We start from the raw sequence: 13561 nt of genomic DNA on the forward strand, positions 1-13561 counted from the left end.
TAGTCTACATGAAATACCTGTTCCGATTTACAGTACTGTTGTTGATATTGATGCAGTCATTGCATTATGAATGTTATTCGCAGGCTGGCACTACCGATAGTCTTCCCGATGGCACAAATGGTTTTTATTTCAACGCCAGGGATGCTGATACAACCTTCGCAAAGGATAAAGAAGATTTACCGCCCAATGAGTTTGTAGGCACAGAGGCAATGTTTAGAATTGGAGCCGGTTATATTGGCGATTTCACTTCTTACGCACAAAACGAAGTTTTTAAACAGCAAATGGACTCCGCTGGTCTTGATTTATCTCCCAGCTATGAAACGAGAGATTTTCGTTTGCTCTTTAGCGGTCGTTTTCTTAAAACCAAAAGATATATAGCTTACAAATTTGCGTACATGTATGATGGCGATGAAAAGACATGGCTCGTGCGGGAAAGTGGTCTTACTATCGGAATACCGGAACTAAAAGGACATATTTTCATTGGAAGAACAAAAGAAGGTTTTTCGATGATCAAGGTAATGAACGGACATTCAGGTATAAACAATGAAAGACAAATGGCATTAGATCCCATCCCTATTTTAGCAGATGGTATTAAATACTTTGGCTACTTACCGAAATCGAGGATATTCATGAACCTTGCCGCTTACACTGATTTGCTATCTAAAGGACAGTCCTTTTCAACCTATTCTTCACAATTTATTGCAAGAGTTGGATGGTTACCTGTTTATAATACGAATACCAACACAGTGTTTCATATAGCTGCTAATATCCGGTATGGCAAGCCATTAAATAATCAATTTACAATAAAGTCGCGCCCGGAATCTAATCCTACTCCGCAGCTTATAAATACCGGACAGTTCGTGACCAATAACGCGACTTCCATTGGAGGTGAAATAAATTTTCGAACCGGTAAATTTATGATAGCCTCAGAGGTGATCTCTCACAATTTCTATTCAAATGATTCTGCAACGCTTCATTTTTATGGAGGAGACTTAACATTAAGCTATTTCCTTACAAACACTTCCCGCCCTTACAATACCACCGGAAATATTTACGGATTTGTGCCTGTTAAAAAATCCGTGTTTAAAGGTGGAGCGGGAGAATGGGAGGCCGTATTGCATGTTGGCACTTTTGATTTGAATAATGGTTATATACACGGTGGTCAGATGACGCGTATTACTCCCATGGTTAACTGGTATCTTTCGAAAATTTTTCGAATGGAATTTATATATGGTTATGGCATTCTCGACAGGTTTAATCTGAAAGGAAATGTGCAATTCTTTGAAGCCCGTATTCAGGTTAGTCTCTTGTAGTTAAAAGATCGACCACGAAATTTTTTTTTGGAAACCATGACGTGTATTAATTTTAAGGTAATGATGAAAAGATGGAGTCTTGTTTTTCTTTTTATTGCTTCAGCTGGCATTGCATTCAGTCAATGCGAAGTGAAGAACCGCCTTGGCGTGGATGAGGTGATGTATTACTACGTGGATTATGTTCCATTTTACTGGGCACAGTCGAAGTCACTCAAAGGGGGCGCCATTACTGATGAGCAGAATTATTTTCTTGCGCTCAAGCCGAGGCCATTTCCGGCAAAACCCGCCGGAACTAAATTGAAGAATGATTTAACGGTTACACTCTCGAATGATTCAACCTATGTGCTAAAGCATTTCGATACACGGTATGTTGTCCGCGACACTTCCCTCACCTTCCTGTACGTTATTGCCGACGAGCTTATCCCCATTTTCAGAAAAGAAGAAGTGATCCAGGTGAAGATAATGATGGGTGATGAAGGTGAAAGAACTTACACATTCAAGTTGCACAAAGAAGCGGTACGGGATCAACTCGATTGCCTGATCAAATCGTTAAAGGAAGAAAAAGTGAAGTGAGCATCACTCATCCGGAGCTGAAGGTGGTGGTGGACTGAGTCGTTTTTTGAGATTCGGTATGAGGTTATGGAAGCTGAAATCAATGTTAAAGATGGAATTGACCTCATCAATATCACGCGGGACAAAATCATTGGCATAATAAACCTCCACATTCATATCGTTTGTAATGCCATAACCTACTCCAATTTCAAAACGATTGCGGTCAAATATTTCATCACCGGTTTCATCTGATGGTGTTTTAATAAAAATTTCTTCAGACGCGAATCCGTAAAATACGCCCTGGCGAATAATTTTTGAGTTGATGGGCACTATTAATTTCACCTGCTCACGTAATCGAAGCACGCTGTTATATTTACTTTCCGTATCCTGTAAATTGCGCCATTCTAAACGCGAACGGTTTGTGAACGTATAACCAATCTTCTTTATGTAATAAATTCCTTGACCGCTGAAACGGATCTCATTGCTTTTCATCTGTTGGGGTTCATCAATCTCCAGGTTGTGATAGTATAAAATTCCCAATGATATCCTCCACTTTGCCGCAATATAATTGTGTCCCCATCCACCGACTGACCACTGCGAATATTTATCGAACAATCCATCGGCAGGTGGTGATTGCATCCAGTTACTCGAAAACGAAAGTTCACCCGACCATCGTTTTGCCAGTGGCCGTGAGAATTTCAGTTCATTAGCGAACTGCGTTGATGAAATGTTTTGGGAAAATGCGCTTTGGGAAAATGCCTCCGGGAAAATGAAAATGATAAGAACAATTAGCGTTTTCATGTCGAGACCACAAAGAAAACATTTAGTTTTCAACTTAGAAAGCGGGTTATCTCTTTCAGTAGCTGTTGGGAGAAAAACTGGACCTGACTTTCGCAGGACTAAAAAACTAAAAGTATAATGCAACGACTCCCTAAGTCCTTTGAGGAAAATGGTGTTTGATATCTCTGGGAATTATGTTTATGGTGTTAAGCTCGATTACGTAAACATCAAATACTTCAGCGATAAAAAACGAAAACCCTGATAATTTCACAAAAACTATTGAGGCCGCGTTCCTAGACAGTTATACTCAAAAGACGGATGAGCACAAACTAATATCACAAGTGAACGCTTGCTGCAGGGAAGAAAAACATTCATTTTTTTATGGCTGCTATTTCCTCCGGCCTTGGATCCATGATTGCATAGGAATTAATCCGGGCAATTTTTATTTCATCGAGCATATTCACCAGGTCACCATATTTAGAATCGTCCATCGACTTTATTAAAATCATCACACCATTTTCCTTCCAGTTTTTTTCACGTTGTAAATTCCGGATTCGCTGGTTGCTCTTCACCAGGAATTCCCTTAATTCACTCCATCTGATCTCCTGATGAGTGAAAACATCCATTCCGTAATAATAGGATACTGCATTGTGTCCAATCAGTAAACTCAACGTTTCAGAACTACGCGAATCACTTTCGTTTCCCTCTGAAGGCATTACAATTTGCATCGCTTTTGGCTTAGCCATGGAAGTGGTCAAAATAAAGAAGGTCACTAGCAGAAATGCCAGATCGACCATTGGTGTCATGTCGATATGAGTGGAGAGTTTTTTCTGCTTATTTCTTTTTAATGCATTTCGATTTGAAGAGCTGCTGGAAGAGGTTTCCATATCAGAAGATTTAGGTACATGTAATTTAATTCTCTTCTCTTTACCTATTAACCTTGGCTATGGAATTTGCAAAAAGATCACATTTTTGTGACATGGTAATTCTATAATCGTCATATATCCATTATCATATCACCTTCCTGAACTTGAATCTTCCAAAAAGCAGGAGCGTTATCGCATCCTTGTCTGTGGTATCGAATACCAATAATGCTCCATCATCCGGATTCCTAAACTTGTTATCACCAACGGGAACCAGCTTGTAGCGGTAGCCGCGGTCGTTTCCATACAGTACTCCATTCACTACCTCAAATTCAATCTGCCACTTGCTATCACTTTCCGATGCAGGATTTGTTACCAGGTATTCACCTTCCAGTAATTTCAATTCTTCTATAGAAACTTTTATGATTAAGGTATCCGTATTTATTCCTTGCGCTCTCAATACTTTCAAGCCGTTTTCATTGCCCGGATTTAATTTTACAGATTGCATATAGTTTTCAATTGCCTCACTCTTATTTCCCACAGCCATCAGTGCCTCCCCGTAACTATCATACACATTAAATGAATTTGGATATGCTTCAACATTCAGTTTAAAAACTGCTGCTGCCTCTTTGGCTTTACCCGATTGCAACAATTGATAGCCAACATCATTCATTTCACTTTCACTGAGGTAATAACTGTCTGAATCTTTGATTGCTTTAAAATAGGAAAGTGCAGTTGTTATGCCGTCTTTTTCTATCACCTCCATCATCGAATAAGCAATTGACTTTTTAGGAAAGTTATATGGCTTATTATAAAGAATGCCATTAATAGCAATAGTCATCTGATCAAGCGGAGCGCCTCCGGCATTGCTTAATAACACGATCAATGATTTATCCGATGGAATACGGGTAATCAGCGTATTAAAGCCATTTATGAAACCGCTGTGACTTATTGTTTGTAGCTGCTCCTTAGTGTTACCAACCGGCATTTCACCAATGCTCCAACCATAACCATAGTAACTTCGCTCAGATTCCGGAATGTATTTTCCAAACAATAAATCCCTGTACTTATCAGGAAGAAGTTTTTCAGTATACAGCGCCTGGTCCCACAGGTAGAGGTCTTCCACTGTTGAATAAATTGCTCCGGCAGCAAATGGAGTTGACATATCAATATAGCCGGCGTTTTGAAAATTGTTGCCAACCTTGTAATAACCAGAAGCCCTGTTCTTTATAATAGTGTTAGCGTGATCATAGCCTGTATTATTCATTTTAAGCGGCGTAAGTATCTTTTCCTGTAGTACCTGCTCGTAGTTTTTTCCTGTAATTTTCTCAATGATGAAACCCAGCAGGATATAACCTGAATTGCTGTACGAAAATTTTTCACCAGGGGTAAACTGAAGAGACGAGTCAGCAAAAAGATCCACCAGTTCCTCCGGACGGTAAGGATCACGCATTATATCTCTGTAGCTGGCAAAATCCGTGTAATTCGGAATTCCGGAAGTGTGTGTAAGCAGCTGATGAATAGTGATGATGTCCCCGGTTTTTTTAGGGTAGTCCGGCAGATAAGCAGAGATCGGAACCTGCAGTTTCAATTTATTTTCTGAAACCAGTTGCAAAATCAGCATGGCCGTAAATTGTTTAGTCATGGACGCTAAGCGATGTTTGGTATCAGGTTGATTGGGGATGTTCCATTCCACATTGGCAAGTCCAAATCCTTTCTTATAAATGATTTCCCCTTTTTCTGAAATTAATACAGAGCCATTAAATTGTCCATATTTAGCATAGGTATTTATCAGTTGGTCAATTTTATCGCTTTTAGTTTGTCCGTAACAACCAATAAACAGGAAGGTGAGTGCGAAGACTCCAAAGGCAGCAATAATTTTTCCTTTAGTTTTATTCATAAGAACAGGTTTCATTTTTTCATCTTAATGATTCAAATTTTCCCGGAAGAGATTACCGCTATCATGTTAAGATAGCAAAATGACTTTTGTCCCAGGACTATTAGAGAAAATGCATAATTAACTGTTCTCCGCGAAAAATTCCGGGTTAATAGCATCGGATTTTAAAATGCGAACTATATGAGCATAATCTATTCCTGAGGTAATCCTTATTCACTATTCAATCAAAAGGAATTCTCCTAACTTTCACAATAATCTTACGCTCTTAAAAACATGATTATTCAAAACAAAAAACATGAAATTATTTCTTCCCATCATTTGCATCGCAGTACTGCTTTCCTCCTGCAACAATTCTTCCACACCACAAGCAGGACAAACAGATTCCACAAAAGTTCAACCGCCATCAGCAGGAGCGATGGTAGAAAAAACATTGACCCGGGAGGAGCAGTCAGCTCTCACTCCGGATGCCGTGCTGCAAATGCTGAAAGATGGCAACACACATTTTGTGAAAGACAGCCTTACGTTGCGTAAATATTCGGCGCAGGTACAATCATCTGCCAGCGGTCAATATCCGAAAGCTGTAATTCTTTCCTGCATTGATTCGCGCGTTCCGGTAGAAGAAATTTTTGATCAGGGCATTGGTGATGTGTTCGTTGCCCGTGTAGCAGGCAATATTGAGAATGAAGATATTCTCGGCAGTATGGAGTACGGCTGCAAAGTGGCCGGAGCAAAATTAATTGTGGTGTTGGGTCATACTTCTTGCGGCGCCATTCATTCTGCCATCGATAATGTAAAGCTCGGAAACATCACTGCAATGCTTGCTCACATTATGCCGGCTGTTGACAGTTGCCAGAGTTTTAACGGAGAAAAAAATTCTCACAACCATGAATACCTTGATGCTGTGACGATGAAGAATGTTCAACTCGTCGTTAAAGAAATCAGCAGCCGCAGTGAGGTTTTGCGGAATATGGATAAGAAAGGGGAGATAAAAATAGTGGGCGCTGTGTATGATGTAGCTACAGGGAACGTAACTTTTATATGAGAAGGATATGGAATCCTGTTTTATAAAACCGGCATTTCATTTTCAATCAGGCAATCACAGCATGTTTCTCCCGGAGTTTTAGTCTCCGTAATTTGATTTTAGCTTTCTCATCAATAGGCGAACTCCATTTGTGGTTTCTTCATTAAATGAATTCGTAAAAATGATATAGGCCTTATTGTTTAGCCGGTCTATGTGTGCCGAAACATAATAAGTGCCTGCAGTACCGGAATGAGTTGACCATTCTTTTCCGTTCTCGTAAATATTATACCAGCCAAGTGAGTAACCTGCAATGCCCTTATGGATAAAAGTATAGGTTGATGCTTTTAAATAATTGTCTTCACCGTTTAATCCCTGAAGATTAAGCTGTATAAATTTTACGTAGTCAGTCAGCTTCATGTTGATGTCTCCTGCCGGCTCTGTATAATCCAAATGGAATCCGGTATTCGATGGCACCGGAGTTAATTTTCCATTTTCAAAAGAATGTCCCCACGTATCTTTTCTTTTTTGATTTTCAGGCCACGAAAGTTTAACATCGAGCTTTAAATCCTTATTAAAGACTTTATTTACCAATTGCTCCCAGGTCTTCCTGGTAACTTTTTCTATCATCAGGCTGGCTAATGTATAATCTGCATTGGAGTACGTAAATGAATGCACGCTGTCATTCTTAACGGGTTCCAGGGATAATACAAATTTTCCAAACGCTTCTCTTTTTTGATTTTTTGACCCCTTAAAATCCGGAATTACCGGATCATTAAATCCTTGAAAAGGTTGTATAAAAGCGCTGTGAGAAAGCAGGTCCTGAAGTGTGATATTGAAATATTCCGGCCTTGAATTTTCCTTCCACTGAGGGAATACATCAAAAAATTTATCATCCCATTTCAGCCATCCTTTTTCGACATATTTGGCAATTATAAAAGCAGTCATTGCTTTGGTATTGGAGCCAATATGAAACCGGTCATTTAAAGTTGCTGTATCATTTAAGTCAACGGAATGATGCCCGAGTGCCTGCATTTCTAAAATAGAATCTGCTGTTACAACAGCATAATTTAATTCCGGAATATTGCTTGACTTTCTGACTGAGTCTGCATATAAAAGAGTGTTTTGTGCAAATGAAACTATTGAATTCAGCATGAAAAGCAGGAGCAGGAGTCTATGTGTTTTCATTTACTTGTTGTTTTGAGCGCACATGGCACGTTTGTACGAAACCATTTTGTTCAAAGTCTGTGCATCCTTGTCAATGCTTCCATTCAATGTTATATTGATGAACATAATCATCAACCGCTTCGCCGATAGTTGAATGAAAAATATCCGCACCGAGGATTTGTATTAACTCGAAACGTTTGAGTTTATCTTTAACAGGATCTTTCATTTCTGCAAAACGTAATTCTATTTGCATTGCATCCAATGATTTTTTCAGTTCTGTTAGCATATCAGCAGAGGTGATATCCACACTTGTCACAGGCTCTGCTGCAACGATGATGCGATTAATAGAATTTGGTGAATCTGAAACCTGTTGTAAAATTTCTGCCTGGAAAAGTGTGGCATTGGCAAAAAATAAAGGTGCATCCCACCTGAACAGCAGGAGTCCCGGAATCAAACGTGCTTCCGGGTGACGGGTAATGTCATGATAGCCACGAAGTCCATCCACACGTCCTAATACAGCAAAGTGAGGACGCCATCCATCCCATAAAAATTCTATTACGGCGATCACAATTGCGATCAATATTCCAGGGATGGCACCGAATATGGCCACTCCTAAAAAGCAGACAATTGATAACCAGAATTCCCACCTCTGTATGCGGTAAATTCTACGCAGGTCATCAAATTCAAAAAGTCCGATGGCCGCGGAAATTACCACTGCCGCCAATGCGCTGTTAGGTAAATTCTTTAACAGATCAGGTGCTACTAACAGAAGCAAGGCCACTGCAACGGCACCCACCACTGAGCTGAGTTGCGTCTTTGCACCAGAAGCTTCAGCAACCGGTGTGCGGGAAGAACTGCTGCTGATAGGAAATCCCTGGAAAAAACCGGCAGCGAGATTGGCAGCACCAAGGCCGACCATTTCCTGGTTCGGGTCAACATGAGTTTTTGTTTTTGAAGCGTAAATACGTGATAAGACACTTGTATCAGCAAAAGAAACGATTGCTACCGTAATGCCACCAATGATAATACTTTGAAGTTCGTCCCAATTAATTCCCCATGGTATGTTGAATGATGGTAAACCCTGTGGAAGCGGTCCGAGCACTTTCACTCCAGCCGTTTCGTCAAGCCCAAATAATCCTACTACGATGGTTGCACCTATTACCGCGATCAAAATTCCGGGAATGCGCTTGTAGGGCTTGAGTAACATGATGAGTACTAATGTGCCAAAGCCAATGAGAAAAGCAGTAATGTTTGTTTTTCCATCAAGAATAGATTCTCCAATGCTATAGATGTTGCGCAACGGTCCGTTGCTTTCAATCGAGAATCCTAACATCTTCGGAATCTGACTCAACAATACTGTAAGTGCGATACCATTCATGTAGCCATAACGGATGGGTTTTGAAAGCAATTCAGTAATGAATCCTAAACGGAAAACGCCGGCAAGAATGCATACTAATCCGGAAACAATTGCCATCATACTGGCAACAATAATCGCTTTGGAAGGATCACCGGCAGACATCGGTAACACCACTGCTAGAATAATTGCAGCGAGTGATGAATCCGGCCCCAGCACCATAATACGACTTGGACCCAACAGCGCATAAGCAAGGAGTGGAATGATGGTGGCGTAAAGACCATAGATGCCCGGAACACCAGACGCTTCTGCATAGGCGATACCAACTGGCACCAGCATAGTAGTGAGTACCAGGCCCGCTATTAAATCACTTGTTAACCACGAAGTTTTATAACTTGAAAGAGTCTGCAAGCCGGGAACCCAACGCTTCCATCCGTTAACCGTTGTTGATTGCGATTGTTTTAATTGCGTCCGCTTATTTGTATTATCAGGTGTTTCAGTTTCCATCCAATAAAATTAATCCGGTAGTTTTTGGATCAAACACAAACCTAATAAAGAAGAGATACAGAATTGATTTTTCGGGGGATTACTTGCTCAGATATTTTAACCATGCTGGTTAGACAGTTGGTATTGTCCGGTATGCCACATGGTGACGTTGATTTACTTCTGCCCGGTAATTATTACACCACAGCGTTATGAATACCTCGCGGCTGTACTTTCAAAATTTTTGGGAGCAGAATTTTTCCATTTATATACAACGCCATCTTTGGCAGTGGCTGACTTCCATTCATCGTTCAATTCGAAAAAGTCATTCTCCATCCAGCCGTTTACGATGTTTGCGGAGCATGTCAGTCTGCCTGTTTCCTTGCTGATGCTCAGTAATCTTGAAGCCAGTCCCAATTCAAACCCGGTTCCGTTTTCTCTTCCGCTAAGGTCAGTGAGGATAATCACATCGCCAACATGCGCCACGCTATAAGCATTGATGTTACCCGAATGCAGAATAGCCAGCAGGCAATGTGCAATGTCGAGAATGGATGGAAGGTCAGGTGTGGTAAGCAGATAGTAGCCATCACCTGTGGGAAGAAAAAGCTCCACCACCGGAATAGGAATATTGCTCTCCAGTCTTCATTGCCGTTCCATCATGAACTTGGTGTTGATCATGTTCATAGTCTCCATTTGCTTCTGGCTGATCAGTGCAACATCAGGATTGTTTTTGTCCATACCCTGGTAGAGAAAATCCTGTACATCGAATAGTACGATTCCTTTTTGCATGGTGATGATTTAAGCAATAATACGATTGTTAAAATACGTGAAAGGAAAGTTTATAACCAAAAGTTAAAGAGCCGGAAAATCTAAAGAGAATAGATTCCTTTAGGGCTTAAGCGTTCGCCAACAATTATGTTATTATTTTGGAAGTAATTCCGGAATTTCAATACGATAAAGCAAATCAATTTTTTTACCAACTTTATTTTTCCATTCAGTCCAACCATTTGCACCTGCCTCGGAAAGTTTTTTCGTGGAATGAGTGTAGCAACAATCATTCTGTTTGTAAGATCAGCTATCTTAATACCAGTAGGATTTCCATGTGGTAGAAAGATTTGAATGGTCTGTGGTCGTTCAGTTACCATATTTTCAATTTTTACCAAGCAGACTGAATCATTCTACCATAGCTGTCTCATGCAACCATTCAATAAACAACTTATAAGCAAGCGACAGCACAATGGCTCCTGTAAACAATCCGGTAAAACCGGAGAAAATAAATCCGCCGATGGCGCCGAGAAAAACTACAAGCATAGGAACCGGTGCGCCTTTACCAAGCATGATTGGTTTCAGCACATTATCAATCAATCCTGCAACCAGCATCCAGATCGTGAGCAGTATGGCCATTCCTGTAGATAAATCATTGCTCCACGCCCAAACGATAACACCCACAGCAACGGGAAGTGCAGGAATCTGCACGATAGCGAGAATCAACCAAAGCATCGTCCACAATCCGGCCAGCGGCACTCCGAAAACCACCATTCCAATTCCTGCAAGCAATGATTGAATAGCAGCCACGCCAAGAATGCCGCGCGTTACATTTCGTATGGTTACTTCAGCAACGCTTGCCATGCTTTCGCCGTTCTTGCCCGCTAAACGGATAAAGAATTTCTTTACATAGACACCTGTCTGCTGACCGTAACACATTAAAACTCCACCTACAATGATGGCGCCTGAGAGAAGAAGTATTCCCTTTGCGACAGAGGAGATGAGTCCGATTATGCCCAATAAAATACTTTTAAGCCGGTCATTATTTTCATGTGCAAACCCGCTCAGATTCTGTGAGGCATCCGTCCACAACTGATCAATTTTTCTTCCCACGAGCGGAATATTTTTTACACTCTCAGGCGGGGGTGAAATAGCAAATCCATCTACACTCACCTTGTCGCGAAAGGAAATAATATCATCTGCTGTCGAGGACATCAGCCACACCGTAGGAGCAATGATCACCACCAGCAGCAATAATGAAATTAAGGTAGCTGCCCATGCTTTGCTTCCTCCCATTCTTTTACTCAGCTTCAGGAAAACCGGATAGAGTGAGACTGCAAAAATGACGGACCAGATAAGAATCTGAACAAATGGTGCAAGAATATTAAAAGACCAATAGAGTAAAAAGGCCAGCGCTATGAGGCGAAGGACTATATCGAATACTTTTCTGGTGGAGCTGTTATTTGCAGTATCCTGTGGATGTGAAGAATTCATAAATATGGGTTTTGTGACTTTGAATGTAGGAATTTAATCAGAGCTCTGCTAAAAAATATTAAAGCAGGAAGCTACGCGATGATTTCAACCGCTTTTAAAAAACGGGGACTGTTATAGCGTGTTTGATCAGGTTTGAATATCACGCTGAAAAAAAAATATGATGTGACAGATAGCATATTTTTTGCAGCACGCATTAATTTTTTATAACATAAAAATAAATTTCATAAAAAAGTATTTCTACAATGTGTCCATTGTATCTTCCCACCGGTTGTATTACTAACTGTCGAAGAAGGTTACCGGGAAAAAGGATCATATACTATGTAGCAAAATGCCAGGACTGCTATTACTGCAAGCAAACAACTCCTTGTTTAATTCTGGCGGAAGGCATGAATAATAGCTTTGTCTGTTTGAAAACGGAAATTACATTCTTCAGTCATGGTAGAAATACTTCTGTCAAAAAAATCAGTCTTGTCAAATCAGAAGGCAGGAAGGATTTCCTTTTGTAAGCTGCAATGAAAGCACCTTCATTCATCAGCCATGTTTTCTTTCACCGAATTCATGATAAGGCTGACATTGGACAAAATGAACACTACTATGAAAAATGCAGTCGCCATTTCAAGAATCACACAGCTTTTTGCAGCCATGGATTCGGGCAGAATGTCTCCGTAACCGACAGTGGCAAAGGTGACGCAACTGAAATAAAACATATCGAGTAATTCCCGGAAGAGCGATGAGTTACTGAGCCCTGAAATTGCGGATGGGTTATTATCAAAAAGACACCAGTAGTTGACCGTGAAGGTCAATAGTATAAATAGTATCGTCCCGCAGATTCTGATAAGGATTTTTCCATAAGAAAGACTTAACCCTGTTTTGAAAAAAAGTTTACGCAAAGAAAATACAACGAAGTAAAAAATCTGAACCACACATGAGACAAAAATGAGCACGTCAATAAATTGGCGACTGAAAGGATAGATGATTCCGGACCTGGCAATTTTATAAGAAACAAAAGTCGCCAGAACAATTAGCAAATTGTAAACAAGCGGATGGCGGAGAAATGATCGGATCATGGATTTGGTAAAATTGTTATCACGTTAAAGGTAAGCGTCAAAGGGAAAGGCAGCGTCAATATTGAATATTCTTCGGGCAGCATCAATCTTTGCTTCACATTTTATTCTTGTTTATTTTCTGTTGCAATCAGCCACCCCGGCAATGAAAGATCAAACCGGATCGCAGCCGCCCGGAAAAGAAAAACAAAAATCACAATGATCAATTGCAGTGCAGTAGAATCAGGAATAATAAACAGCAGTGCAACATAGAGCAGTGCTCCCACCAGAATGGGCGTTGCATACAATTCCCGGGAAAGAAGCAAGTTATCCCTTCCGGTCAACACATCACGGATCAGTCCGCCACCAATAGCTGTGAGTACTCCGCTCGTTACGGCAATCTCCCATGGAAATCCTGCAGCGAAAACTTTTTTCATTACGCTCATGAGCAATAAAGCATTGGCAAGTGCATCAATATAAAGAAGCAGTGAGAAACTTTTCCTGATAGCGGAGCGGAAAAAGAAAGTGACCACGGAAGCACCAACTGCTGCTACCAGCATAAATGGATCCTGCACCCAGAATACGGGAAGATTTAAAACCAGGTCCCGTACAGTTCCTCCGCCTACAGCAGTCACTACACCGAGAATGATTACGGCAATGATATCCATTTCTTTCTTCGACTGTATAGCAGCAAGCGCCCCTGTGATAGCGAATGCGATAATAGATGCAATGCTCAGGTAATAAGGCAACATGGAAACAGTCAGGGAATTCATCTCGCGGTTAATTCTGCGGTTCTGAAAGGATGCAGGAAAAGCAACTTTATTTCCGGTTT

Annotated in this window: 14 protein-coding genes; 3 read left to right on the top strand and 11 right to left on the bottom strand. The window is 40.7% G+C overall.

Annotation, left to right across the window (positions count from 1 at the left end; all coding sequences use genetic code 11):
• Positions 1-8 precede the first annotated feature (8 nt).
• Together IPO83_03555 and IPO83_03560 are read left to right on the top strand one after the other, a co-directional pair.
• Positions 9-1313 carry a porin gene (locus IPO83_03555; protein MBK9730357.1) on the top strand — a complete coding sequence of 435 codons (1305 nt, stop codon included), beginning with the start codon at positions 9-11 and terminating at the stop codon, positions 1311-1313.
• A 60-nt stretch (positions 1314-1373) separates the two neighbouring features.
• Positions 1374-1886, top strand: coding sequence for a hypothetical protein (locus IPO83_03560; GenBank protein MBK9730358.1), 513 nt, complete (start codon positions 1374-1376; stop codon positions 1884-1886).
• 3 nt (positions 1887-1889) lie between these two features.
• Here the strand turns inward: IPO83_03560 and IPO83_03565 are convergent, their stop codons facing one another.
• From IPO83_03565 to IPO83_03575, 3 genes are all read right to left on the bottom strand, one after another.
• Positions 1890-2666, bottom strand: coding sequence for a DUF2490 domain-containing protein (locus tag IPO83_03565; GenBank protein MBK9730359.1), 777 nt, complete (start codon positions 2664-2666; stop codon positions 1890-1892).
• Positions 2667-3016: 350 nt separating this feature from the next.
• Positions 3017-3532, bottom strand: a complete 516-nt coding sequence (locus IPO83_03570) for a biopolymer transporter ExbD (protein MBK9730360.1) — start codon at positions 3530-3532, stop codon at positions 3017-3019.
• A 124-nt stretch (positions 3533-3656) separates the two neighbouring features.
• Complete coding sequence (locus IPO83_03575; GenBank protein ID MBK9730361.1) at positions 3657-5408, bottom strand: serine hydrolase; 1752 nt, start codon at positions 5406-5408, stop codon at positions 3657-3659.
• 292 nt (positions 5409-5700) lie between these two features.
• Between IPO83_03575 and IPO83_03580 the strand changes: the two genes are divergently transcribed.
• Positions 5701-6447 carry a carbonic anhydrase gene (locus tag IPO83_03580; protein ID MBK9730362.1) on the top strand — a complete coding sequence of 249 codons (747 nt, stop codon included), beginning with the start codon at positions 5701-5703 and terminating at the stop codon, positions 6445-6447.
• A gap of 78 nt (positions 6448-6525) precedes the next feature.
• Here the strand turns inward: IPO83_03580 and IPO83_03585 are convergent, their stop codons facing one another.
• The 8 genes from IPO83_03585 to IPO83_03620 all read right to left on the bottom strand — a co-directional run bounded on the left by IPO83_03585 (position 6526) and on the right by IPO83_03620 (position 13502).
• On the bottom strand, positions 6526-7611 hold the full coding sequence (locus IPO83_03585) for a beta-lactamase family protein (GenBank protein ID MBK9730363.1): 1086 nt from the start codon (positions 7609-7611) through the stop codon (positions 6526-6528).
• A 70-nt stretch (positions 7612-7681) separates the two neighbouring features.
• Positions 7682-9451 carry a sulfate permease gene (gene sulP / locus IPO83_03590; GenBank protein MBK9730364.1) on the bottom strand — a complete coding sequence of 590 codons (1770 nt, stop codon included), beginning with the start codon at positions 9449-9451 and terminating at the stop codon, positions 7682-7684.
• A gap of 186 nt (positions 9452-9637) precedes the next feature.
• Complete coding sequence (locus tag IPO83_03595) at positions 9638-10039, bottom strand: hypothetical protein (GenBank protein MBK9730365.1); 402 nt, start codon at positions 10037-10039, stop codon at positions 9638-9640.
• Positions 10040-10069: 30 nt separating this feature from the next.
• Complete coding sequence (locus IPO83_03600) at positions 10070-10216, bottom strand: hypothetical protein (protein ID MBK9730366.1); 147 nt, start codon at positions 10214-10216, stop codon at positions 10070-10072.
• Between the two features lie 80 nt (positions 10217-10296).
• On the bottom strand, positions 10297-10572 hold the full coding sequence (locus IPO83_03605) for a hypothetical protein (GenBank protein MBK9730367.1): 276 nt from the start codon (positions 10570-10572) through the stop codon (positions 10297-10299).
• A gap of 28 nt (positions 10573-10600) precedes the next feature.
• Positions 10601-11686, bottom strand: a complete 1086-nt coding sequence (locus IPO83_03610; GenBank protein ID MBK9730368.1) for an AI-2E family transporter — start codon at positions 11684-11686, stop codon at positions 10601-10603.
• A gap of 524 nt (positions 11687-12210) precedes the next feature.
• Positions 12211-12753 (bottom strand): two pore domain potassium channel family protein, encoded by a 543-nt coding sequence (locus IPO83_03615; protein MBK9730369.1) that lies wholly within the window; start codon positions 12751-12753, stop codon positions 12211-12213.
• Between the two features lie 101 nt (positions 12754-12854).
• Complete coding sequence (locus IPO83_03620; GenBank protein ID MBK9730370.1) at positions 12855-13502, bottom strand: trimeric intracellular cation channel family protein; 648 nt, start codon at positions 13500-13502, stop codon at positions 12855-12857.
• Positions 13503-13561: the final 59 nt, after the last annotated feature.

Source organism: Chitinophagaceae bacterium (assembly GCA_016717285.1).
In the GTDB taxonomy this organism is placed as follows: domain Bacteria; phylum Bacteroidota; class Bacteroidia; order Chitinophagales; family UBA10324; genus JACCZZ01.